The sequence below is a fragment of the Erwinia sp. AK-PDG3-5 genome (genome assembly GCF_056821705.1).
In genome coordinates this window covers 4,455,003-4,478,416 of record NZ_CM165967.1, presented here as the reverse complement: position 1 = coordinate 4,478,416, position 23,414 = coordinate 4,455,003, and the positions used below count along the sequence as shown (strand labels likewise).

General features: G+C 54.2%; 17 protein-coding genes, 1 tRNA gene and 3 rRNA genes. 16 read left to right on the top strand and 5 right to left on the bottom strand.

Annotated features, from left to right (window positions below; all coding sequences use genetic code 11):
- Positions 1 to 165: 165 nt before the first annotated feature.
- The 7 genes from AC1UKS_RS20910 (at position 166) to AC1UKS_RS20880 (ending at position 4,715) form a co-directional block, all read left to right on the top strand.
- Positions 166 to 507 (top strand): hypothetical protein, encoded by a 342-nt coding sequence (locus tag AC1UKS_RS20910; protein ID WP_482435114.1) that lies wholly within the window; start codon positions 166 to 168, stop codon positions 505 to 507.
- A gap of 54 nt (positions 508 to 561) precedes the next feature.
- The gene (locus AC1UKS_RS20905) at positions 562 to 882 is read left to right on the top strand and encodes a bactofilin family protein (RefSeq protein ID WP_482435113.1); all 321 of its coding nucleotides are present in this window, start codon (positions 562 to 564) and stop codon (positions 880 to 882) included.
- A 183-nt stretch (positions 883 to 1,065) separates the two neighbouring features.
- Positions 1,066 to 2,133: a uroporphyrinogen decarboxylase gene (gene hemE / locus AC1UKS_RS20900; RefSeq protein WP_013200309.1), complete on the top strand. Its 1,068-nt coding sequence runs from the start codon at positions 1,066 to 1,068 to the stop codon at positions 2,131 to 2,133.
- Positions 2,134 to 2,135: 2 nt separating this feature from the next.
- Entirely contained in the window at positions 2,136 to 2,804 is a 669-nt protein-coding gene (gene nfi / locus AC1UKS_RS20895) for a deoxyribonuclease V (protein WP_206404848.1), read from the top strand.
- Between the two features lie 65 nt (positions 2,805 to 2,869).
- Positions 2,870 to 3,460, top strand: a complete 591-nt coding sequence (locus tag AC1UKS_RS20890) for a YjaG family protein (RefSeq protein ID WP_013200311.1) — start codon at positions 2,870 to 2,872, stop codon at positions 3,458 to 3,460.
- A 188-nt stretch (positions 3,461 to 3,648) separates the two neighbouring features.
- Positions 3,649 to 3,924 (top strand): nucleoid-associated protein HU-alpha, encoded by a 276-nt coding sequence (hupA, locus tag AC1UKS_RS20885; protein WP_013200312.1) that lies wholly within the window; start codon positions 3,649 to 3,651, stop codon positions 3,922 to 3,924.
- Between the two features lie 125 nt (positions 3,925 to 4,049).
- On the top strand, positions 4,050 to 4,715 hold the full coding sequence (locus AC1UKS_RS20880; RefSeq protein ID WP_482435112.1) for a DUF1481 domain-containing protein: 666 nt from the start codon (positions 4,050 to 4,052) through the stop codon (positions 4,713 to 4,715).
- A gap of 38 nt (positions 4,716 to 4,753) precedes the next feature.
- Here AC1UKS_RS20880 and purD read toward each other — a convergent pair whose 3' ends face one another.
- Both purD and purH read right to left on the bottom strand, forming a co-directional pair.
- Complete coding sequence (purD, locus tag AC1UKS_RS20875) at positions 4,754 to 6,034, bottom strand: phosphoribosylamine--glycine ligase (RefSeq protein ID WP_482435111.1); 1,281 nt, start codon at positions 6,032 to 6,034, stop codon at positions 4,754 to 4,756.
- A 19-nt stretch (positions 6,035 to 6,053) separates the two neighbouring features.
- On the bottom strand, positions 6,054 to 7,643 hold the full coding sequence (gene purH / locus AC1UKS_RS20870; protein WP_482435109.1) for a bifunctional phosphoribosylaminoimidazolecarboxamide formyltransferase/IMP cyclohydrolase: 1,590 nt from the start codon (positions 7,641 to 7,643) through the stop codon (positions 6,054 to 6,056).
- Between the two features lie 627 nt (positions 7,644 to 8,270).
- On the opposite strand from purH, the gene AC1UKS_RS20865 reads away from it, so the two are divergent.
- The 4 genes from AC1UKS_RS20865 (at position 8,271) to rrf (ending at position 13,439) form a co-directional block, all read left to right on the top strand.
- Positions 8,271 to 9,811 (top strand): 16S ribosomal RNA (locus AC1UKS_RS20865).
- A gap of 73 nt (positions 9,812 to 9,884) precedes the next feature.
- Positions 9,885 to 9,960 (top strand) — tRNA-Glu (locus tag AC1UKS_RS20860).
- 227 nt (positions 9,961 to 10,187) lie between these two features.
- A 23S ribosomal RNA gene (locus AC1UKS_RS20855) occupies positions 10,188 to 13,095 on the top strand.
- 228 nt (positions 13,096 to 13,323) lie between these two features.
- A 5S ribosomal RNA gene (rrf, locus tag AC1UKS_RS20850) occupies positions 13,324 to 13,439 on the top strand.
- The 16S, 23S and 5S rRNA genes sit together here with 1 tRNA gene alongside, the layout of an rRNA operon.
- Before the next feature lie 231 nt (positions 13,440 to 13,670).
- On the opposite strand, the gene AC1UKS_RS20845 is transcribed toward rrf, so the two are convergent.
- Positions 13,671 to 14,465, bottom strand: a complete 795-nt coding sequence (locus AC1UKS_RS20845; protein ID WP_482435108.1) for a transporter substrate-binding domain-containing protein — start codon at positions 14,463 to 14,465, stop codon at positions 13,671 to 13,673.
- Entirely contained in the window at positions 14,462 to 15,670 is a 1,209-nt protein-coding gene (locus AC1UKS_RS20840; RefSeq protein ID WP_482435107.1) for a M20 family metallopeptidase, read from the bottom strand. Before AC1UKS_RS20840 ends, AC1UKS_RS20845 begins: the two co-directional genes overlap by 4 nt.
- A gap of 188 nt (positions 15,671 to 15,858) precedes the next feature.
- Here AC1UKS_RS20840 and AC1UKS_RS20835 point away from each other — a divergent pair, with 188 nt between their 5' ends.
- The 5 genes from AC1UKS_RS20835 (at position 15,859) to aceK (ending at position 22,823) form a co-directional block, all read left to right on the top strand.
- On the top strand, positions 15,859 to 16,710 hold the full coding sequence (locus AC1UKS_RS20835) for a LysR family transcriptional regulator (protein ID WP_265911635.1): 852 nt from the start codon (positions 15,859 to 15,861) through the stop codon (positions 16,708 to 16,710).
- Positions 16,711 to 16,816: 106 nt separating this feature from the next.
- Complete coding sequence (gene metA, locus AC1UKS_RS20830; protein WP_013200319.1) at positions 16,817 to 17,746, top strand: homoserine O-acetyltransferase MetA; 930 nt, start codon at positions 16,817 to 16,819, stop codon at positions 17,744 to 17,746.
- Positions 17,747 to 18,073: 327 nt separating this feature from the next.
- Positions 18,074 to 19,672: a malate synthase A gene (gene aceB / locus AC1UKS_RS20825; RefSeq protein ID WP_482435105.1), complete on the top strand. Its 1,599-nt coding sequence runs from the start codon at positions 18,074 to 18,076 to the stop codon at positions 19,670 to 19,672.
- An 18-nt stretch (positions 19,673 to 19,690) separates the two neighbouring features.
- On the top strand, positions 19,691 to 20,995 hold the full coding sequence (aceA, locus tag AC1UKS_RS20820; RefSeq protein ID WP_106381866.1) for an isocitrate lyase: 1,305 nt from the start codon (positions 19,691 to 19,693) through the stop codon (positions 20,993 to 20,995).
- Positions 20,996 to 21,014: 19 nt separating this feature from the next.
- Positions 21,015 to 22,823 (top strand): bifunctional isocitrate dehydrogenase kinase/phosphatase, encoded by a 1,809-nt coding sequence (gene aceK, locus AC1UKS_RS20815; protein WP_482435103.1) that lies wholly within the window; start codon positions 21,015 to 21,017, stop codon positions 22,821 to 22,823.
- Here the strand turns inward: aceK and AC1UKS_RS20810 are convergent.
- Entirely contained in the window at positions 22,769 to 23,410 is a 642-nt protein-coding gene (locus tag AC1UKS_RS20810) for a bifunctional 4-hydroxy-2-oxoglutarate aldolase/2-dehydro-3-deoxy-phosphogluconate aldolase (protein ID WP_482435102.1), read from the bottom strand. The two genes, aceK and AC1UKS_RS20810, sit on opposite strands and share 55 nt — an antisense overlap.
- Positions 23,411 to 23,414 lie beyond the last annotated feature (4 nt).

Genomic DNA, 23,414 nt, shown 5'->3' with positions numbered 1-23,414 from the left:
TGCCGGCTTTTGCTGAACCCGCTCGGGTGTTTAATCATCGTCTTTCATTTTTTTAAATAAACTACTGTGCTTAATCGTGCAGCATCACATATTTTATTGTTCTGATTTTGCCTACCAGGCTGCATTAATATTAATGTCATGTTAATAATATCAGGGAATGATGCCATGGAAACGTTCAGGAAAGAACATTACTTATGGGGCTTGTGGCTCTTATGGATTTTTTCTCTTTGTTGTTACCTCTTCCCGCAATATAAATTCTTTGATTGTTGCCTGAAGGTGACGATCGGCTGTTATTTAATATTCGTTTTATTAACTCTCGCTAAAAGGATGGATCCCAATATGTTTAACTTCAATAAGAAAGAAACAGAAACGCCAGTGAACGGCTCAATGGGTACCGGCTCTCCGCAGGCACCGAAGGCCGCGCTGGAGCTGGCTGATGAGAGCGCGACGGCAAAAGAAACCCGCATTTCGTCAGGCAGTAAATTGACGGGCGAAATAATTAATTAAGCTAATGTTTCGATAAATGGTCAGATCGTTGGCGAAATTGTCAGTAAGAAAACGGTGCAGATCGGTCAAGAGGGGAAAGTGAATGGTAAGGTGTCTTCTTTGAAAGTTGTCGTAAATGGTTCGCTTAAAGGATGCTGTTACGCGAAGTCAGTCACGATTCTTTCCCGTGGCCGAATTGAAGGGGATGTTTATGCCGAGGATTTCTCTATTGAGAAAGGCGGGGTTTTTATTGGCAACTCTCATGTGCTTGATGAAAACAGGCTGCCAGATAAAGCCTCTACCCTGGTGAGGACAAAGCCAGAAATATCTGAGTTAATGCCGCCAGCGCCGGGGAAAAATATCAATAAAGAGCGGAGTGATAAAGCCGCAAAATAAGGGTTTGATATGCGCATTCAGCCACCCAACCGGGCGCGAGGTTCACCGCCCGGTCGGTGAGCGCATCCTGTCTTCCGCTCTCAGCCGCGCGGCGATCGCTCAATTTTTGTGACGCTGTGGCAGCGCCATTTCCAATAAATGTTACACTACGCGCATGCATGTGTGCTTAGAGAGCTTTTAAAAATGAGTGAACTGAAGAACGATCGTTATTTGCGCGCCCTGTTGCGCCAGCCGGTAGATGTGACGCCAGTATGGATGATGCGCCAGGCCGGGCGTTATTTGCCTGAGTACAAAGCGACTCGCGCGGTAGCCGGTGATTTTATGTCGCTGTGCAAAAATGCCGAACTGGCGTGTGAAGTGACGCTGCAACCGCTGCGTCGCTATAACCTGGACGCGGCGATCCTGTTCTCCGATATCCTGACCATTCCAGATGCGATGGGCTTAGGCCTCTATTTTGAAACGGGTGAGGGTCCGCGTTTCTCTTCACCGGTTACCTGTCGTGCAGACGTTGAAAAGCTGCCAATCCCCGATCCTGAACAGGAACTGGGTTATGTGATGAATGCCGTGCGCACCATCCGTAAGAATCTGAACGGCGAGGTTCCGCTGATCGGTTTCACCGGCAGCCCGTGGACGTTGGCGACCTATATGGTGGAAGGCGGCAGCAGCAAGGCCTTCACCAAACTGAAAAAGATGATGTATGCCGAGCCGGCCACCCTGCATCTGATGCTGGATAAGCTGGCTGACAGCGTCACCCTGTACCTCAATGCGCAAATCCGCGCCGGTGCGCAGTCGGTGATGATCTTTGATACCTGGGGCGGCGTGTTGACGGGTCGTGACTACCTTGAGTTCTCCCTTCACTACATGCACAAAATCATTGATGGCCTGCAGCGTGAAAACGACGGACGTCGCGTACCGGTTACTATGTTCACCAAGGGTGGCGGACAGTGGCTGGAAGCCATGGCGGCGACCGGCTGTGATGCGCTGGGGCTGGACTGGACGACCGATATTGGCGATGCACGCCGCCGTGTAGGCGATAAGGTCGCGCTGCAGGGCAATATGGATCCTTCCATGCTGTATGCCGCGCCTGCCCGTATCGAGCAGGAAGTAGCAACTATCCTTGCAGGCTACGGTAATGGCAGCGGTCACGTGTTCAATCTGGGGCACGGCATCCATCAGGATGTGCCGCCAGAGCACGCAGGCGTGTTTGTCGAGGCAGTCCACACGTTGTCTCGCCCATACCATCAGGACTAAGCATGGATATTCAGGCATTAAAACAGGAACAGCTTGCGCGTGCCGCTGAGGTGATACGTGAAGATGATTTTGAGGTAATGCCGCCCCGTTACATTGGCGGTGCCGATGTCGGGTTTGAGCAGGGCGGTGAGATAACCCGCGCCGCCCTGGTGATTCTGGAATATCCTTCGCTCCAGTTAGTGGAGCATCGTGTTGCGCGCATCGCCACCACCATGCCCTATATCCCCGGTTATCTCTCCTTCCGTGAATATCCCGCGCTGATGGCCGCCTGGCAGCAGCTGGAGCATCGTCCTGACCTGTTAATGGTCGATGGGCAGGGCATTGCCCATCCGCGTCGCCTGGGCGTTGCCAGCCACTTTGGCCTGCTGGTGGATGTGCCGACGTTGGGCGTAGCAAAAAGCCGGCTGTGTGGCACCTTCGAACCGCTTGCCGATGAGCCGGGCGCCAGCCAGCCATTAATGGACAAAGGCGAGCAGATCGGTTTTGTCCTGCGCAGTAAAATCCGCTGTAATCCGCTTTTTATCTCGCCTGGCCACCGCATCAGCCCGGCTACCGCACTGAGCCTGGTGGAGAGCTGCCTGAAAGGTTATCGCCTGCCTGAACCCACGCGCTGGGCAGATGCCGTCGCTTCCCAACGGCCCGCTTTCCTGCGCTGGCAACAGAGGGGTTAACGGTGTGAGCCGTCACCTTTTCAGTTACACTGCAGACCGCGCACTTATCTTTAAGAGATCCGAACATGTTACGTAATCCCATTCATCTGCGGCTTGAGAAACTGGAAAGCTGGCAGCACGTTACTTTTATGGCCTGCCTGTGTGAACGCATGTATCCCAACTACTGGGCGTTTTGCCAGCAGACAGGCTTTGGCGACAGTCAGATTTACCGCCGTATTCTCGATTTGATTTGGGAAACGCTGGTGATTAAAGACGCCAAAGTGAATTTTGACTCGCAGCTGGAAAAGTTTGAAGAAGCGATCCCGGCCGCAGAGGATTACGATCTGTACGGCGTCTACCCGGCTATCGATGCCTGCGTGGCATTAAGCGAATTACTGCATTCGCGTTTGAGCGGTGAAACCCTGGCGCATGCCATTGCGGTAAGTGAGGCGTCGATCACCAGCGTCGCGATGCTGGAAATGACCCAGGCCGAACGCGAAATGACCGATGAAGAGCTAAAAGAGAATCCTGCTGTTGAAGAGGAATGGGATATCCAGTGGGAGATTTTTCGCCTGCTCAGCGCCTGCGAAGAGAGGGATCTTGACCTCATCAAAGGACTGCGATCTGACCTCAAAGAAGCCGGGATCAGTAACATCGGTATAAATTTTCAGCAGTAAGGCGATAAAACGTGACTTCAGGCCTGATTTGTAGCGCCTAAAGGCTTCACATTCGCCCCCTGTCTGGTCTACATTTGGGGGGCTGAAAAATGTGGCTATCGGTGCGTGTATGCAGGAGAGTGCCAGAAACTGGTTTTTCCCTCGCACTCGATACTTAGCAAGCGATAAATACACTGTAAGGATAACTTATGAACAAGACTCAACTGATTGATGTAATTGCGGACAAAGCGGACCTGTCTAAGACCCAGGCTAAAGCTGCACTGGAATCCACCCTGGCGGCGATTACTGAGTCTCTGAAAGAAGGTGATGCAGTACAACTGGTTGGTTTTGGTACCTTTAAAGTTAACCACCGTGCTGAGCGTACTGGCCGCAACCCGCAGACTGGCAAAGAAATCAAAATTGCTGCTGCTAACGTACCGGCATTTGTTTCAGGTAAAGCACTGAAAGACGCTGTTAAGTCATAATTTGACAGTGAAGAGTTTAAACAGGGGGGCGTCGAGCCCCTTTTGTTGACGCTCTCCGTTGAGCTCCCTCTGCTTTCGCCAACCAGGCTGCGGCAAACCCTTCTGCAATGTGTGATAATCACACCATGATACGAAACCCAATAACGACTTCTACACTGTTCCTGATGCTGCTGACGCTGGCAGGATGCAGTTCAACCCCGAAAGTCCCTGACTTTACCGCCAGTGGTTATCTGGCCGATCGCGGAACCGTGAGGATCTGGCGTAAAGACAGCCATCAGCATTCCAGCCATCTGGTCACCATCTATACCCCCTTTAATGAAACCACGAGCGAGACCACGGATTATCAGTGGCAGTCAGACAAGCTGGTGTCGATTGAAAGGAAGACCAAAGGCGAGCATCCTGAAAGCGTCACGCTGCGTTTTGCTCAGGACGGTAATCTGAGCTTTATGCAACGCCAGCTGGACGGACGACGGGAAGCGCTCTCAGCAGATGCGATAGCGTTGTATCAGTTTGATGCAGGGCGGATGTTGAAAATCAGTGACGACCTGATAGATGGGCGGGTATGGCTGAAGCAGGGGCACTGGTCACCATCGGGCACCGTGACGCTATGTCAGGGCGGTGAGGAAAAACCGACCTTTGATAGCTTCTTTATGCATTACATCACTCAGCATCAGCGCGAGTCAGGTAAACCGGTGAGTATTTCATGGCTTGAAGCGCCAAAAGGGACGCAGCTGATTCTGGTTTCTGCGGAAGATCAGTGCCTGTCGGAACCGAAAGAAGCGGACTTTTAATAACGGGGCAATCAGCTTGCCCCGTCAGCATGACTTAACTACTTACGACCAATCGCACGATAGCCGATATCGCTGCGGCAGAAGCTGCCGTTCCAGGAGATATGCTTAGCCAGCTCATAAGCGTGCTTCTGAGCCGCGGCAACATCTTCGCCCAGCGCGGTCACGCACAATACACGTCCGCCGTTGGTGACCACCAAATCGTCCTGCATCTTGGTCCCTGCATGGAAGACTTTGCCATTCGGCGTCTCTTCCAGCGGTAAGCCGTGGATCTGATCGCCGGTAGCGTAATCGCCAGGATAGCCGCCAGCAGCCAGCACCACGCCCAGAGAAGGACGAGGATCCCACACCGAGTCTTTGGTATTCAGCTTGCCGTCCACGGCAGCCAGGCACAGATCCACCAGATCCGACTGCAGACGCAGCATGATCGGTTGAGTTTCCGGATCGCCAAAGCGGCAGTTAAATTCGATCACTTTCGGCTGACCGCTCTGATCGATCATCAGGCCAGCGTAGAGGAAGCCGGTATAAATGTTGCCTTCGGCGGCCATGCCACGCACGGTTGGCCAGATCACCTCATCCATCACGCGCTGGTGGATTTCATCGGTCACGACCGGAGCCGGAGAGTAAGCACCCATGCCGCCGGTATTAGGACCGGTATCCGCATTGCCGACACGTTTGTGATCCTGGCTGGTGGCCATCGGCAGCACGTTCTCGCCGTCGACCATCACGATGAAGCTGGCTTCTTCGCCGTCAAGGAACTCTTCTACCACGATGCGGTGTCCGGCATCGCCAAAGGCGTTTCCTGCCAGCATATCCTGAATCGCGTCTTCTGCTTCCTGCAGCGTCATCGCCACGATCACGCCTTTACCGGCGGCCAGACCGTCGGCCTTAATCACGATTGGCGCACCTTTACTACGCGTGTAAGCCAGAGCGGGCTCCACTTCAGTAAAATTCTGGTACTCAGCGCTTGGGATCTTGTGGCGAGCCAGGAAATCTTTGGTGAAGGCTTTCGAACCTTCAAGCTGGGCAGCAGCCTGCGTTGGGCCAAAAATCTTCAGGCCAGCAGCACGGAAAGCATCAACCACGCCCATCACTAATGGCGTTTCCGGGCCGACGATGGTCAGGCCGATATTTTCACTCTGCGCGAAGCTCAGCAGCGCGGGAATATCGGTGGCGCTGATGTCGACGTTCTGCAATGCAGGTTCAAGTGCCGTGCCGGCGTTGCCTGGGGCAACAAACACGGTTTCTGCCAGTGGCGACTGCGACGCTTTCCAGGCCAGCGCATGTTCGCGTCCGCCGTTACCAATCACTAAAATTTTCATTGTTCAGTCTGCTCCGTAATTAATGGCGGAAATGGCGCATGTCGGTGAAGATCATCGCCAGGCCGTGTTCGTCGGCGGCGGCAATCACTTCGTCATCACGAATCGAGCCACCAGGCTGGATAACACAGCTCACGCCAGCAGCCGCTGCGGCATCGATACCATCGCGGAACGGGAAGAACGCATCAGACGCCATGGCCGAACCTTTCACTTCCAGTCCTTCATCGCTGGCTTTGATACCGGCAATTTTGGCTGAGTAGACACGGCTCATCTGGCCTGCGCCTATGCCAATGGTCATATTGTCACGGGCATACACGATGGCGTTGGACTTAACGAACTTGGCCACTTTCCAGCAGAACAACGCGTCACGCAGTTCCTGCTCGGTTGGCTGGCGCTTGCTGACCACGCGCAGCTGGCTTTCATTCACCATGCCCAGATCGCGATCCTGCACCAGCAGGCCGCCGTTGACGCGTTTGAAATCCAGGGCGGTCTGACGATCCTGCCACTGACCACAGGTCAGCACGCGAACGTTCTGTTTCGCGGCGGTAATTTTCAGGGCGGCTTCGCTGGCGGATGGCGCAATGATCACTTCAACGAACTGACGGCTGATGATTGCCTGAGCAGTGGCTTCGTCCAGCTCGCGGTTGAACGCGATGATGCCACCAAATGCGGAGGTTGGGTCGGTTTTGTAAGCACGCTCGTAAGCATCGAGGATTGAACCGCCAACAGCCACGCCACACGGGTTCGCATGCTTGACGATTACGCAGGCTGCCTCGGTGAACTCTTTCACACATTCCAGCGCGGCGTCAGTATCTGCGATGTTGTTATAAGAGAGGGCTTTGCCCTGAAGCTGTTGCGCGGTGGCCACGGACGCCTCTGTGACATTCTCTTCTATATAGAAGGCCGCATCCTGATGGCTGTTTTCGCCGTAGCGCATATCCTGCTTCTTAATGAAGTTCAGGTTCAGCGTGCGGGGGAAGCGGCCAGCGGGTTCGCTGGTTACACCATGGTACGCCGGCACCATGCTGCCAAAATAGTTGGCAATCATGCTGTCGTAGGCGGCGGTGTGTTCGAAGGCTTTAATTGCCAGGTCGAAACGGGTGGCCAGCGTCAGAGAGTTCTGGTTGGCATCCATCTCGGCAACGATTGCCTGGTAGTCGCTGCTCTTAACGACAATCGCCACGTCTTTATGGTTCTTCGCCGCTGAGCGCACCATGGTTGGGCCGCCGATATCGATATTCTCAACCGCATCTTCCAGCGAGCAGCCTTCACGGGCAACGGTCTGGGCAAATGGATAAAGGTTAACGACCACCATGTCGATAGGGGAGATGCTGTGCTCCTGCATGATGGCATCATCCTGTCCGCGGCGTCCTAAGATGCCGCCATGCACTTTCGGGTGCAGGGTTTTGACGCGTCCATCCATCATTTCCGGGAAACCGGTGTAGTCAGACACTTCAGTAACAGGCAGGCCCGCGTCTGCCAGCAGGCGAGCAGTACCGCCAGTGGAGAGGAGCTCGACACCGCGCTGAGTTAGCGCCTGAGCAAATTCGAGGATGCCGGCTTTGTCAGACACGCTCAGAAGCGCGCGGCGTACAGGACGAGGTTGTTGCATGAGGTTTATCCCTTGGCTTTGGTTCGCATCGATAAGATCGTTACCTCAAGCTTAGCCATTTTCTTCCTCTATATAGAAGAAGAGTGAATTCAGCCTCAGGTAACGCCCTTAACAGCGGAAATTTTTTCGGGGGCATTGTAGCGAAAACGTTTGCGTGGCGCTTGTCTAATTTACCGGGCGCTGACGAATGTGGATAAGATTGTGCATAACTGCGTATAAACCGCCCTTTTGCTGTGGATTGCAGCGAACGGTCTGTTTTTCGCAATTTAGGGGTTGTCAGGGTGCGAGAACTCCCTATAATGCGACTCCATCAACACGGCACAACGACTTACGAGTCATCGGGTTGAGAGGTTCAGGAAGCTGAATCGCCGGAGAAAAACTTCCCAAAAAGAAGTTGACTCTGAAGGAGGAAAGCGTAATATACGCCACCTCGCAGTAAGGCGCCAAGGCCCTTACCGCAACGCTCTTTAACAATTTATCAGACAATCTGTGTGGGCACTCGCAGGATTGATATCAGCGCCGCAAGGCGAAAAAAAATATCAAGCCTTAAGAGTGAACACATAATGAAATTCATTATGACGTTTTACACTTGAGCACCGCTGAACTTGTTTCAGCAAATCGAACTTTTAATTGAAGAGTTTGATCATGGCTCAGATTGAACGCTGGCGGCAGGCCTAACACATGCAAGTCGAACGGTAGCACAGAGAGCTTGCTCTCGGGTGACGAGTGGCGGACGGGTGAGTAATGTCTGGGAAACTGCCTGATGGAGGGGGATAACTACTGGAAACGGTAGCTAATACCGCATAACGTCTTCGGACCAAAGTGGGGGACCTTCGGGCCTCACACCATCGGATGTGCCCAGATGGGATTAGCTAGTAGGTGGGGTAATGGCTCACCTAGGCGACGATCCCTAGCTGGTCTGAGAGGATGACCAGCCACACTGGAACTGAGACACGGTCCAGACTCCTACGGGAGGCAGCAGTGGGGAATATTGCACAATGGGCGCAAGCCTGATGCAGCCATGCCGCGTGTATGAAGAAGGCCTTCGGGTTGTAAAGTACTTTCAGCGGGGAGGAAGGCGACAGGGTTAATAACCCCGTCGATTGACGTTACCCGCAGAAGAAGCACCGGCTAACTCCGTGCCAGCAGCCGCGGTAATACGGAGGGTGCAAGCGTTAATCGGAATTACTGGGCGTAAAGCGCACGCAGGCGGTCTGTCAAGTCAGATGTGAAATCCCCGGGCTTAACCTGGGAACTGCATTTGAAACTGGCAGGCTAGAGTCTTGTAGAGGGGGGTAGAATTCCAGGTGTAGCGGTGAAATGCGTAGAGATCTGGAGGAATACCGGTGGCGAAGGCGGCCCCCTGGACAAAGACTGACGCTCAGGTGCGAAAGCGTGGGGAGCAAACAGGATTAGATACCCTGGTAGTCCACGCCGTAAACGATGTCGACTTGGAGGTTGTGCCCTTGAGGCGTGGCTTCCGGAGCTAACGCGTTAAGTCGACCGCCTGGGGAGTACGGCCGCAAGGTTAAAACTCAAATGAATTGACGGGGGCCCGCACAAGCGGTGGAGCATGTGGTTTAATTCGATGCAACGCGAAGAACCTTACCTGGCCTTGACATCCACGGAATTCGGCAGAGATGCCTTAGTGCCTTCGGGAACCGTGAGACAGGTGCTGCATGGCTGTCGTCAGCTCGTGTTGTGAAATGTTGGGTTAAGTCCCGCAACGAGCGCAACCCTTATCCTTTGTTGCCAGCGAGTAATGTCGGGAACTCAAAGGAGACTGCCGGTGACAAACCGGAGGAAGGTGGGGATGACGTCAAGTCATCATGGCCCTTACGGCCAGGGCTACACACGTGCTACAATGGCGCATACAAAGAGAAGCGAACTCGCGAGAGCAAGCGGACCTCACAAAGTGCGTCGTAGTCCGGATCGGAGTCTGCAACTCGACTCCGTGAAGTCGGAATCGCTAGTAATCGTAGATCAGAATGCTACGGTGAATACGTTCCCGGGCCTTGTACACACCGCCCGTCACACCATGGGAGTGGGTTGCAAAAGAAGTAGGTAGCTTAACCTTCGGGAGGGCGCTTACCACTTTGTGATTCATGACTGGGGTGAAGTCGTAACAAGGTAACCGTAGGGGAACCTGCGGTTGGATCACCTCCTTACCTGAAGATACTTTCCCGCGTAGTGTCCACAACAGATTGTCTGATAGAAAACGTAATGAGCAACAGTAACAGAGTCCCCATCGTCTAGAGGCCCAGGACACTGCCCTTTCACGGCTGTAACAGGGGTTCGAATCCCCTTGGGGACGCCATCTCCTGATAATGAGTGAAAGACATTATCAACCAGTATCTCAAAACTGATTCTCTCCGCAAGGACGAGTCACGTTTGAGATATTTGCTCTTTAACAATCCGGAACAAGCTGAAAATTGAAACGACATGTCGTTTTCATTCTCCGTAATAAGAATGAAATTAACGATATGTTCGAGTCTCTCAAATGCTTACAACAGCAGTGTCTTTCGGGACGCTTGTGGGTTGTGAGGTTAAGTGACTAAGCGTACACGGTGGATGCCTAGGCAGTCAGAGGCGATGAAGGGCGTGCTAATCTGCGATAAGCGTCGGTAAGGTGATATGAACCGCAATAACCGACGATACCCGAATGGGGAAACCCGGTGCACCTTGGTGCATCATTGCAACATGAATACATAGTGTTGCAAGGCGAACCTGGGGAACTGAAACATCTAAGTACCCAGAGGAAAAGAAATCAACCGAGATTCCCCCAGTAGCGGCGAGCGAACGGGGAACAGCCCAGAACCTGAATCAGCTTGTGCATTAGTGGAAGCGTCTGGAAAGTCGCAGGGTACAGGGTGATACTCCCGTACACAAAAATGCACTTGCTGTGAGTTCGATGAGTAGGGCGGGACACGTGACATCCTGTCTGAATATGGGGGGACCATCCTCCAAGGCTAAATACTCCTGACTGACCGATAGTGAACCAGTACCGTGAGGGAAAGGCGAAAAGAACCCCGGCGAGGGGAGTGAAACAGAACCTGAAACCGTGTACGTACAAGCAGTGGGAGCACCTTCGTGGTGTGACTGCGTACCTTTTGTATAATGGGTCAGCGACTTATATTCTGTAGCAAGGTTAACCGTATAGGGGAGCCGAAGGGAAACCGAGTCTTAACTGGGCGTTAAGTTGCAGGGTATAGACCCGAAACCCGGTGATCTAGCCATGGGCAGGTTGAAGGTTGGGTAACACTAACTGGAGGACCGAACCGACTAATGTTGAAAAATTAGCGGATGACTTGTGGCTGGGGGTGAAAGGCCAATCAAACCGGGAGATAGCTGGTTCTCCCCGAAAGCTATTTAGGTAGCGCCTCGTGAACTCATCTTCGGGGGTAGAGCACTGTTTCGGCTAGGGGGCCATCCCGGCTTACCAACCCGATGCAAACTGCGAATACCGGAGAATGTTATCACGGGAGACACACGGCGGGTGCTAACGTCCGTCGTGAAGAGGGAAACAACCCAGACCGCCAGCTAAGGTCCCAAAGTCATGGTTAAGTGGGAAACGATGTGGGAAGGCACAGACAGCCAGGATGTTGGCTTAGAAGCAGCCATCATTTAAAGAAAGCGTAATAGCTCACTGGTCGAGTCGGCCTGCGCGGAAGATGTAACGGGGCTAAACCATGCACCGAAGCTGCGGCAGCGACGCTTAGGCGTTGTTGGGTAGGGGAGCGTTCTGTAAGCCGTCGAAGGTGGCCTGTGAAGGCTGCTGGAGGTATCAGAAGTGCGAATGCTGACATAAGTAACGATAAAGCGGGTGAAAAGCCCGCTCGCCGGAAGACCAAGGGTTCCTGTCCAACGTTAATCGGGGCAGGGTGAGTCGACCCCTAAGGCGAGGCCGAAAGGCGTAGTCGATGGGAAACAGGTTAATATTCCTGTACTCGGTGTTACTGCGAAGGGGGGACGGAGAAGGCTATGTTAGCCGGGCGACGGTTGTCCCGGTTTAAGCATGTAGGCGGAGAGTTTAGGTAAATCCGGACTCTTATTAACGCTGAGGTGTGATGACGAGGCACTACGGTGCTGAAGTAACAAATGCCCTGCTTCCAGGAAAAGCCTCTAAGCATCAGGTAACACGGAATCGTACCCCAAACCGACACAGGTGGTCAGGTAGAGAATACCAAGGCGCTTGAGAGAACTCGGGTGAAGGAACTAGGCAAAATGGTGCCGTAACTTCGGGAGAAGGCACGCTGGCGCGTAGGTGAAGGGACTTGCTCCCGGAGCTGAAGCCAGTCGAAGATACCAGCTGGCTGCAACTGTTTATTAAAAACACAGCACTGTGCAAACACGAAAGTGGACGTATACGGTGTGACGCCTGCCCGGTGCCGGAAGGTTAATTGATGGGGTTATCCGCAAGGAGAAGCTCTTGATCGAAGCCCCGGTAAACGGCGGCCGTAACTATAACGGTCCTAAGGTAGCGAAATTCCTTGTCGGGTAAGTTCCGACCTGCACGAATGGCGTAATGATGGCCAGGCTGTCTCCACCCGAGACTCAGTGAAATTGAACTCGCTGTGAAGATGCAGTGTACCCGCGGCAAGACGGAAAGACCCCGTGAACCTTTACTATAGCTTGACACTGAATATTGAACCTTGATGTGTAGGATAGGTGGGAGGCTTTGAAGCGTGGACGCCAGTCTGCGTGGAGCCAACCTTGAAATACCACCCTTTAACGTTTGATGTTCTAACCTGGCGCCGTGATCCGGCGTGGGGACAGTGTCTGGTGGGTAGTTTGACTGGGGCGGTCTCCTCCTAAAGAGTAACGGAGGAGCACGAAGGTTAGCTAATCACGGTCGGACATCGTGAGGTTAGTGCAATGGCATAAGCTAGCTTGACTGCGAGAGTGACGGCTCGAGCAGGTGCGAAAGCAGGTCATAGTGATCCGGTGGTTCTGAATGGAAGGGCCATCGCTCAACGGATAAAAGGTACTCCGGGGATAACAGGCTGATACCGCCCAAGAGTTCATATCGACGGCGGTGTTTGGCACCTCGATGTCGGCTCATCACATCCTGGGGCTGAAGTAGGTCCCAAGGGTACGGCTGTTCGCCGTTTAAAGTGGTACGCGAGCTGGGTTTAGAACGTCGTGAGACAGTTCGGTCCCTATCTGCCGTGGGCGCTGGAAGATTGAGAGGGGTTGCTCCTAGTACGAGAGGACCGGAGTGAACGCACCACTGGTGTTCGGGTTGTCATGCCAATGGCATTGCCCGGTAGCTAAGTGCGGAAAAGATAAGCGCTGAAAGCATCTAAGCGCGAAACTTGCCTCGAGATGAATCTTCCCTGGGCCTTTAAGGCCCCTGAAGGGACGTTGAAGACTACGACGTTGATAGGCCGGGTGTGTAAGCGCAGCGATGCGTTGAGCTAACCGGTACTAATGACCCGTGAGGCTTAACCTTACAACACCAGAAGCGTTCTGGTGTGTGTCTGAGAGACACAAACAGATATTTTCAGCTTGAACCGGATAAAGAATTATCTGTTCTGCGGACCCCGGTCCGTGGGATTTTGCTTTGTGGCAAGGCGGCAAGCGCCGTGAAGGAAGGAGCATACTGAGGTATGTGACTGAGTTTACAAGCGCGGCCAACGCGGCCACGGAGCGAAATACACAGGACAGAGCACAGAATTTGCCTGGCGGCTTTAGCGCGGTGGTCCCACCTGACCCCATGCCGAACTCAGAAGTGAAACGCCGTAGCGCCGATGGTAGTGTGGGGTCTCCCCATGCGAGAGTAGGGAACTGCCAGGCATCAAACAAGCAGACAAGCCTCATGCGAAAGCATGGGGCTTTTTTGCGTGCGTAATAAGGCAAAACCCGCCTCAGAACGGTTTCCGGACGCCTACGGACCCGCCTGCTAACGGCCAGAGCCGGCCACTCAAATCCCAAACCACCCCAAAACCAGACAAAAAAAGACGCCGTGCTGCCGCACGACGCCTCATCCTGTTCATTTTTCACTCGATCCCAACTTAATTAATCGGGTTATTTCGCCTCCGTGCGCGTCACTTTCATCTCAATATCGCCAAAATAGTGCTGCTTGATCTTCTGCCAGGTGCCATCGGCCATGATCTTCGCCAGCCCTTGATTCAACAATTGCTGCGTTTTCGCATCCCCTTTGCGCACTCCGTAAGCAGAACCAATGCTGTAAAGCAGATCGTCACGCACTTCCGGGCCGGTCAATGCAAAGTCTTTGCCTTCAGGCTTCTGCAGGAAACCAAATGTAATGGCCACCGCCGGGCTTAAAGCACCATCAAGCCGTCCCGCAGCCAAATCCTGATAAATCACATCCTGATCCGGATAGGTTTTGATCTCCACACCGTGAGGTGCCCAATACTTATTGGCGTACATTTCCTGAATTGAACCCTGCTGGACAGCAATCGATTTACCCTGCAGCGACTGTGCAGTGGGCTGCAAATTAGTGCCTTTACGTGCCACTAACTGAGAAGGGACATGATAAATAAAGTCACTGAAATCAATGGATTTCTTACGTTTAATGGTCGCACCAAGCGGTGAAATGAAGTCCACTTTTTTCGCCATCAGCGAAGGGATCTCTGCATCAAAGCTACTGACGACATAGTCACATTTCACCGCAATCGCTTTACAGACAGCGTTAGTAATATCGATCTCAAAACCGGCAGGTTTGCCGTTCACATCGCGATATTGAAACGGCGGATAAGCCAGATCGGCCGCGACGCGTAAGGTACCCTCGGCCGCGATGGCGGAAGAGCAGCACAGGGCGAGCGTGGCCAGCGTCAGAGCACGGGATACGTTGATCATTGCTTCTCTCCATCCAGTAATTTTTGGGTATGCCACTGGGTAAATTCGTTTTTAACTGCCGCCAGCTGAGCTTCATCGTGGCAAAGGTCATACGCTGTCATTGCCAGCGCTTTCGCCGCCGTTAACATGGCGCTGAGTCCGACGGACGATCCGGCCGCAGCGGCAAACTCAGGTGTATGGGGCGTGACGTCACCAATGCGCAGATAAGGGTGGATTGCCGCCGTGACCTGACTGACGTTGCCAATATCTGAAGAGCCTACGCCGCCACTTTTCGGTGGGTCGTAACTTTCCACGCCAAGTAGTGCCAGGTTATCGGTAAAGTTAGCTGTTAGCGCCAGATTGTTATTCCGCTCGGCGTAAATCAGCCCCTCTTCGATCTCTACTCGTGCGCCTGTCATTTCAGCTGCGCCGTTAACCACAGCATATACTTTTCGGCGCACTTCACTCAGGCCACCCACCGTCGCCGCTCGCAGGATAAACTTGGCTTCAGCATAAGCGGGCACGATGTTTGCCGCGCTGCCGCCGTGAGTAATTATCCCATGCACACGTACATCATCGGTAAAGAACTGGCGCAACGCATTGATCGCGTTGAAGGTATGGATCACCGCATCAAGCGCACTGATCCCTTGCTGCGGCGCGGAAGCCGCATGGGCCGGTTTACCAAAGAATTTGAACGTCGAGTCATGACAGGCAAGGGCCCCGCGCAGCACCATGTTGCGCTCTCTGGGATGGAACATCATCGCCGCATCGACACCATCAAAGACGCCTTTCTCGACCATAATGATTTTGCCGCCGCCATCTTCCTCGGCAGGTGTGCCAATCACTTCAATGCAGCCGTTGAACTCAACGTTCGCAGCCTTCAGTGCCAACGCGGCAGCAACCGAGGCGGTGCCAATCAGGTTATGGCCGCAGGCATGGCCAAGTTCGGGCAGCGCATCATACTCCGCCAGAAAAGCGATAGTCGGGCCACCGGTGCCCTGTTTCCAGCTGGCGCGAAAAGCCGTTTCCAGCCCGCCGGTGCCGGTTTCAATGCTGAAGCCAGCCTCGCGCAATGGCTTAATCAATTCAGCCGCAGAGCGATGTTCTGCAAAGCTCAGTTCAGGGTGCTGATGCAGGCTCAGCGCCAAATCGTTCATTGCCGGGCTGAGTTGGTCAGCCGCATAAATAATTTTATCTTTCTGCGCGCTGTTGGTGCGTTCAGGCATAGTGATTCCCCAATTAGGTGCAGTTAAATACAGAAAAACCAGTGCGTTATAATGGTATAGGCTTTTTTATGCGCAATTCCCAATTGTAGTTTTTTATGGCTTGCATCACTCTGCCAAAAATTATTTTATGGTTGCAGGGCGCAGGGCGCAGGGCGCAGGGCGCAGGGCGCAAGGCGAATGGGCATCGAATGAACGAAAAAGACTGGTTAATCATCCGTACTGTCTGGCAGTACAAAAACATTACGCGCGCAGCGGAAGAGCTGTTTACCTCACAGCCTGCGCTCAGTTACCGGCTGCGGCAGATCGAGCGCAAGCTGGCCATTCAACTGTTTGAAACCGGCGGCAAAGGCCTTAACTTCACGGCGCAGGGGCGTTATCTGGCGCAACATGCTGAAACGGTGCTTGATGAACTTCAGCTCTTACGCACCACCTTGCAAAGCCTGAACGGACCGCAGCAGGGCGAACTCAAGATGGGCGTATCGAGCAATTTCGCCGCCTACCGGTTACCCGATTTGCTCGCCGAATTCAGCCAACAGCATCCGGGGATTAGCGTCAATCTGGTCAGCGGGCTCAGTGAGGAGATGTTTCTTAAGCTGCAGCGCGGCGACGTGCATCTGGCGGTGGTAAAAGACGACTATGGCTGGAAGGAAGGCAAGAGGCTGATCGATGAGGATGACTATTACCTGATTAGCCGGCAGCCGATCGACCTGGCGCTATTACCGCACTTACCGCAGATAAAGATCAGCCACGGTGGCCATATCACTAAACTTATCGAACGTTGGTGGAATGCCAATTACTCGCTGGCGCCGCGTGTGGCGATGCACGTCGATAAACTGGAAGTCTGTCTGGCGATGGTTGAGCGGGGGTTGGGTTATGCCATCGTCTCCAGCTATCAACCGCTGGCGCCCACGCTTTGCCGCGTGCCGATAGCGGTTGGCGGGGAGTCGGTTAAGAGCCGTACCTGGCTGCTGTATCGTCATGCCAGCACCGACGCGGCGGTGACGCTGCCCTTTGTCGACATGTTTGGCGATCGGAGATGAAACATTTTCAACTAAAGCATGAAACCTCGACATTCAGCGGGCATCACGCTATCTTCGGGTGTCTGGATGTCTAAACGTATGAATGGATAAATGAGGAAGCAAGGTTATGCCAATCAGGGTACCCGATGAACTACCAGCAGTGAATTTTCTGCGTAACGAGAATGTCTTTGTGATGACCTCTACCCGGGCCAGCACGCAGGAAATCCGTCCGTTGAAAGTGCTGGTACTGAATCTGATGCCGAAAAAGATTGAGACAGAGAATCAGTTTCTCCGCCTGCTTTCCAACTCGCCGCTACAAATTGATATCCAGCTGCTTCGCATCGACAGCCGTGAAACCCGTAACACGCCAATGGAGCACCTGAATAACTTCTACTGTAACTTTGAAGACATTCAGCATGACAACTACGATGGCCTGATTGTCACCGGCGCGCCGTTAGGGCTGGTTGATTTTAATGATGTGGCCTACTGGCCGCAGATCCAGCGCGTGCTTCACTGGGCGAAAGAGCACGTGACCTCGACGCTGTTTGTCTGTTGGGCGGTTCAGGCGGCATTGAACATCCTTTACGGCATTCCCAAGCAGACGCGTGAAACCAAGCTGTCAGGTGTTTACGACCACCAGATCCTGCATCCTCATGCATTGTTAACTCGGGGCTTTGACGATAACTTCCTGGCGCCGCACTCGCGCTATGCGGATTTCCCTTCGCAATTGCTGCGGGATTACACCGACCTGGAAATTTTTGCTGAATCGGAACAAACCGGCGCCTATCTGTTTGCCAGTAAAGACAAGCGGCTGGCGTTTGTTACCGGGCATCCTGAGTATGATGCACTGACTCTGTCGGGTGAATTCCATCGCGACTTTGAAGCCGGTCTGAACCCCGATATTCCGTATAATTATTTCCCGCAGAATAATCCACAGCTCACGCCGCGCGCCAGCTGGCGTAGTCACGGTAACCTACTGTTTTCTAATTGGCTGAACTATTACGTTTACCAGATCACGCCGTTCGATCTGCGCCATATGAATCCCAGCCTGGAATAAACCGGCGAGTAGCAAACAAAGGGCCAGCCTCTGAAAAAGACTGGCCCTTTTTTATTGCCTGACATCTGGCACGCCCGTGTACTTATCCCGTTAATCTTCCGCGACTTACCCCCTCACGATGCCTCATAAATTCTTCATTGAAACTGCCTTCCTGTAATAACAAAACTTTAAACAATTATTTTTCAATAAGTTAAATTGCATCTAGCATTAAAATGGAAATAGTTTTTGATTTTTTAATTTAAAAAATTGTATGTTGATTTGCGGGTTAAAAATCACCCAATGACGAAACCGACCTTCTGAGAATGCAACCAGGCTGGGAGTGAAGAGATGACACAACAGGTTATCAGCACAGATTTGGCGTTCCAGCGCCCATCAGGCCCGAAAGAGCGGCAAATCCTGACCGATACGGCAGTTGAATTCCTGACTGAACTGGTGACGCGCTTCACCCCGCGTCGCAATGAATTACTGAGCGCCAGGAAGCTGCAGCAGCAGCGATATGATGCCGGTGAGTTACCCAGATTTATTTCGGAAACGAATTCCATTAAGAAAAGCGACTGGAAAATTCGCGGCATTCCCGCTGACCTGCTCAACCGCCGGGTCGAGATCACCGGTCCGGTTGAACGCAAGATGGTAATCAATGCGCTGAATGCCAACGTGAACGTTTTTATGGCTGACTTCGAAGACTCGCTGGCACCCTCGTGGGACAAAGTGATTGAAGGGCAGATCAACCTGCGTGATGCGGTTAACGGCACCATCAGTTACTGCAATGAAGCCGGGAAGATCTACCAGCTAAAGCCGGATCCTGCGGTGCTGGTGTGCCGCGTTCGCGGTCTGCACCTGCCTGAGAAACATGTCACCTGGCGCGGTGACGCTATCCCCGGCAGCCTGTTTGATTTCGCGCTCTACTTTTTCCACAACGTTGACGCGTTGCTGGCCAAAGGCAGCGGGCCCTATTTTTACCTGCCAAAAACCCAGAGTTGGCAGGAAGCGGCCTGGTGGAGCGAGGTATTCAGTTTTGCTGAGGATCGTTTCGATCTGCCACGCGGCACGATCAAGGCCACGCTGTTGATCGAGACGCTGCCGGCGGTCTTCCAGATGGACGAGATCCTTTTCAGCCTGCGCGATCATATCGTCGGCCTGAACTGCGGCCGCTGGGACTACATCTTCAGCTATATCAAAACCCTGAAAAATCACCCGGACCGCGTATTGCCCGATCGCCAGTCGGTGACGATGGAAAAAGGCTTCCTTGATGCCTACTCGCGGCTGCTGATCAGAACCTGTCACCGCCGGGGGGCGTTTGCGATGGGCGGGATGGCGGCCTTTATTCCGAGCAAAGATCAGGAGCGCAACCAGTGGGTGCTCAACCGGGTGAAGACCGATAAAGAGCGTGAGGCGACCAACGGCCACGACGGCACCTGGATTGCTCACCCTGGGCTGGCAGATACGGTCACGGCGGTGTTCGATCGGGTGCTGGGCGACAAACCCAATCAGCTGGACGTGCTACGGGACGACGACGCAGCCATCACCGCGGAACAGCTGCTGGCGCCCTGTGGCGGTGAAAGAACCGAGGCCGGGATGCGCGCCAACATTCGCGTGGCCGTGCAGTACATCGAAGCGTGGATCTCCGGCAATGGCTGCGTGCCGGTGTATGGACTGATGGAAGACGCTGCGACGGCTGAAATCTCCCGCACCTCGATCTGGCAGTGGATCCGCCACGGCAAAACGCTGCAAAGCGGTGAGCAGGTGACCGAAGCGCTGTTCCGCCAGATGCTGGCCGAAGAGATGCTGGTGATCCAGCAAGAGCTTGGCGACCAACGCTTCTCTCAGGGGCGCTTTTGTGAAGCGGCCGAACTGATGGAACGTATCACTACTGAACCTGAACTGGTGGAGTTCCTGACTCTGCCGGGCTACAGCTTACTTCACTGATCGACAGGAGAATTTGCTATGACATCTCGTACCCAACAGATCGAACAACTGACGCAATCCTGGAACGATGCACGCTGGGAAGGTATTACCCGTCCTTACACAGCGGAAGAGGTGGTGAGGCTACGCGGCTCGGTTAATCCGGCCTGCACCCTGGCACAGCTGGGAGCAGAAAAACTGTGGCATCTGCTGAACGGTGGATCGAAGAAGGGCTATATCAACAGCCTGGGTGCGCTGACCGGCGGCCAGGCGCTGCAGCAGGCGAAAGCGGGGATCGAGGCGGTGTATCTCTCCGGCTGGCAGGTGGCGGCGGATGCCAACCTCGCTGGCAGCATGTATCCCGATCAGTCGCTCTATCCGGCCAACTCGGTGCCATCGGTGGTTGAACGCATCAACAACACCTTCCAGCGTGCCGATCAGATCCAGTGGGCCAACCAGATTGAACCTGGCGATGCGCGTCATGTGGATTATTACCTGCCGATCGTTGCCGATGCGGAAGCGGGCTTTGGCGGCGTGCTGAATGCCTTTGAACTGATGAAGGCAATGATTCAGGCCGGGGCCGGCGGGGTGCATTTTGAGGATCAGCTGGCGTCGGTGAAAAAATGCGGCCATATGGGCGGCAAGGTGCTGGTGCCAACCCAGGAAGCGATTCAGAAGCTGGTTGCGGCAAGGCTGGCGGCGGATGTGATGGCGGTACCAACGGTGCTGATTGCCCGCACAGACGCGGATGCCGCCGACCTGATCACCTCCGACTGCGATGACTATGACCGCGAATTTATCACCGGCGAACGCACGCCGGAAGGCTTCTTTAAGACGCATGCCGGTATTGAGCAAGCGATCGGTCGCGGGCTGGCTTACGCGCCCTATGCCGATGTGCTGTGGTGCGAAACCTCGACGCCGGATTTGTCGCTGGCGAAGCGCTTTGCCGATGCGATTCATGCCCGTTTCCCGGGCAAGCTGCTGGCCTATAACTGCTCGCCTTCGTTTAACTGGAAGAAGAACCTCGATGACAACACCATCGCGCATTTCCAGCAGTCGCTCAGTGAAATGGGTTACCGCTTCCAGTTTATTACCCTGGCGGGCATCCACAGCATGTGGTTCAACATGTTCGACCTTGCCCGCAGCTATGCCGAAGGGGAAGGGATGCGCCATTACGTGGAAAAAGTGCAGCAGCCAGAGTTTGCCGCGCGGGAGCAGGGCTACACTTTCTCCTCCCATCAGCAGGAAGTCGGAACCGGTTATTTTGACAGCGTCACCAATATCATCCAGGGCGGCGTCTCGTCAGTGACCGCACTGACCGGATCAACGGAAGAACAGCAGTTCTGATCGGAACAACGGGGGCCCCATGACGCAACGAGAAACGCTGATTGCACACACCATCCTGCAGGGGTTTGATGCGCAGTATGGCCGGTTTCTGGAAGTGACTGCCGGGGCCCAGCACCGTTTTGAACAGGCCGACTGGCCTGCGGTACAGGCGGCAATGAAAGCCCGTATCAATCTGTACGATCGCCATGTGGGTCTGGTGGTGGAGCAATTGCGCTGCATTACCGGGGAGCAGGTGAATGACGCCGCTTTTCTGTTGCGGGTGAAGGCGATTTACACTGGCCTGCTGCCCGACTATCCCCGTTTTGAAATCGCTGAAAGCTTCTTTAATTCCGTCTATTGCCGTCTGTTTGGGCATCAACTGCTGACGCCCGAGCGGCTGTTTATCTTCAGCTCACAGCCGCAGAGGCGCTTTCGCACCCTTCCGCGTCCGTTAGCGAAAACCTTCCACGCGCACGGTGACTGGCAGGCATTACTGAGCCGGGTACTGCACGATTTGCCGTTACGCCTGCCGTGGCAGGACTGCCAGCGGGATATCGGTTTTGTGATCGCTCATCTGCAGGAAAACTTCAGCGCGCAGCAGCTGGCTGGCGCATCGCTTGAAGTGGCCAACGAGCTGTTCTACCGCAATAAAGCCGCCTGGCTGGTGGCAAAACTGCATCTGGTGTCGGGGGTCTATGCCTTTCTGTTGCCGATCCACCGCAGCGATCGGGGTGAATTGTTTATTGATACCTGTCTGACGCGCAAACGCGAAGCCAGCATCGTGTTCGGTTTTGCCCGCGCCTATTTTATGGTTTACGCGCCGCTACCGGCCGCGCTGGTGGAGTGGCTGCGTGAAATCCTGCCGGGAAAAACCACCGCCGAGCTGTATATGGCGATCGGTTGCCAGAAGCATGGCAAAACCGAGTGTTACCGCGAGTATTTGCAGTATATGCGCGCGACGACAGAAGAATTTATCATTGCGCCTGGCGTGCGGGGACTGGTGATGCTGGTGTTCACGTTGCCAGGGTATGACCGGGTGTTTAAGGTGATCAAAGATCGCTTTGCGCCACAAAAGGAGGTGACGCCGGCGCGCGTCCGCGCGTGCTATCAGCTGGTTAAGGAACACGACCGCGTTGGGCGCATGGCGGATACGCAGGAGTTTGAAAACTTCGCCGTCGACAAGGCGCGTATCAGCCCCGCGCTGTTACAGGCGTTGCAGCAGGAGATCCCGGAAAAATTGCAGCTGCAGGGCAACAAGCTGGTGATCAGCCATTTGTACCTGGAACGCAAAATGACGCCGCTGAATCTTTGGCTGGAACAGGCGGATGTGCAGCAACGGCGGGAAGCGATTGAAGAGTATGGCAATGCGGTTAAACAGCTGGCCGCCGCCAATATTTTCCCCGGCGATATGCTCTTCAAGAACTTTGGCGTCACCCGTCACGGTCGGGTGGTGTTTTATGATTACGACGAGATCAGCTACATGACCGAGGTGAATTTCCGGCAGATCCCCGCGCCGCGCTTTCCGGAGGATGAGCTAAGCCATGAACCCTGGTACAGCGTGTCACCTGAAGATGTATTCCCGGAAGAGTTTCGCCACTATCTCTGTGCCGATCCGGCGATTGCGCGGCTATTTGATGAGATGCATGGGGAATTATTTACCGCTGCGTTCTGGCAAAACCTGCAGCAGCGTATTGCGGAAGGGCATATTGAGGATGTTTTTGCCTATCGCCGCCGACAGCGCTTCTGCCAGCGCTATCCGCAGAGCCTGACCGAAAGCCAGGCTCTGCGCGAGGATCAGGCGGAGGCGCCTGCTACCGCTTCACGTGCCAGCGAGGTAATGCGATCGTAATCGCCACTTTCCAACGCGTCATTCGGCACCAGCCAGGAGCCGCCGATGCAATGCACGCTGTTAAGCGCCAGATAGTCGCGGTAATTCGCCGGTGAAATACCGCCAGTCGGGCAGAAGCGAACCTGAGGGAATGGACCGGCGATGGCCTGCAACGCTTTCACGCCGCCGTTGGCTTCCGCCGGGAAAAACTTAAACTCACGCAGGCCATGATCCATTCCCAGCATCAACTCGGATACGGTGCTGATCCCAGGGATCAGCGGGATCGTACCGGCATTTGCGGCGTTTAGAAGATCCTCGGTCAGGCCTGGGCTGATCGCGAACTGCGCGCCGGCTTCGGTCACGTCGCGAAGTTGCTGCGGGTTAATCACCGTGCCGGCCCCAATAATGGCATCAGGGACGTCTTTGGCAATGGCGCGGATGGCGTCAAGGGCGCAGGGGGTGCGCAGCGTCACTTCCAGCACGCGAACACCGCCCGCCACTAACGCTTTAGCCAGCGGCACCGCGTGCTCCAGCTTATTGATCACGATGACCGGGACCACCGGGCCTGAGGTCAGGATCTGCTCTGCACTGGTTTTCCAGTTATTCATTATG

What these genes read in the sequence shown, in the direction of transcription:
- AC1UKS_RS20910 (WP_482435114.1), top strand. Translation starts at nt 166, where the DNA reads ATGGAAACGTTCAGGAAAGAACATTACTTATGGGGCTTGTGGCTCTTA.
- hemE (WP_013200309.1), top strand. Translation starts at nt 1,066, where the DNA reads ATGAGTGAACTGAAGAACGATCGTTATTTGCGCGCCCTGTTGCGCCAG.
- nfi (WP_206404848.1), top strand. Translation starts at nt 2,136, where the DNA reads ATGGATATTCAGGCATTAAAACAGGAACAGCTTGCGCGTGCCGCTGAG.
- AC1UKS_RS20890 (WP_013200311.1), top strand. Translation starts at nt 2,870, where the DNA reads ATGTTACGTAATCCCATTCATCTGCGGCTTGAGAAACTGGAAAGCTGG.
- hupA (WP_013200312.1), top strand. Translation starts at nt 3,649, where the DNA reads ATGAACAAGACTCAACTGATTGATGTAATTGCGGACAAAGCGGACCTG.
- AC1UKS_RS20880 (WP_482435112.1), top strand. Translation starts at nt 4,050, where the DNA reads ATGATACGAAACCCAATAACGACTTCTACACTGTTCCTGATGCTGCTG.
- purD (WP_482435111.1), bottom strand. Translation starts at nt 6,034, where the DNA reads ATGAAAATTTTAGTGATTGGTAACGGCGGACGCGAACATGCGCTGGCC.
- purH (WP_482435109.1), bottom strand. Translation starts at nt 7,643, where the DNA reads ATGCAACAACCTCGTCCTGTACGCCGCGCGCTTCTGAGCGTGTCTGAC.
- AC1UKS_RS20845 (WP_482435108.1), bottom strand. Translation starts at nt 14,465, where the DNA reads ATGATCAACGTATCCCGTGCTCTGACGCTGGCCACGCTCGCCCTGTGC.
- AC1UKS_RS20840 (WP_482435107.1), bottom strand. Translation starts at nt 15,670, where the DNA reads ATGCCTGAACGCACCAACAGCGCGCAGAAAGATAAAATTATTTATGCG.
- AC1UKS_RS20835 (WP_265911635.1), top strand. Translation starts at nt 15,859, where the DNA reads ATGAACGAAAAAGACTGGTTAATCATCCGTACTGTCTGGCAGTACAAA.
- metA (WP_013200319.1), top strand. Translation starts at nt 16,817, where the DNA reads ATGCCAATCAGGGTACCCGATGAACTACCAGCAGTGAATTTTCTGCGT.
- aceB (WP_482435105.1), top strand. Translation starts at nt 18,074, where the DNA reads ATGACACAACAGGTTATCAGCACAGATTTGGCGTTCCAGCGCCCATCA.
- aceA (WP_106381866.1), top strand. Translation starts at nt 19,691, where the DNA reads ATGACATCTCGTACCCAACAGATCGAACAACTGACGCAATCCTGGAAC.
- aceK (WP_482435103.1), top strand. Translation starts at nt 21,015, where the DNA reads ATGACGCAACGAGAAACGCTGATTGCACACACCATCCTGCAGGGGTTT.
- AC1UKS_RS20810 (WP_482435102.1), bottom strand. Translation starts at nt 23,410, where the DNA reads ATGAATAACTGGAAAACCAGTGCAGAGCAGATCCTGACCTCAGGCCCG.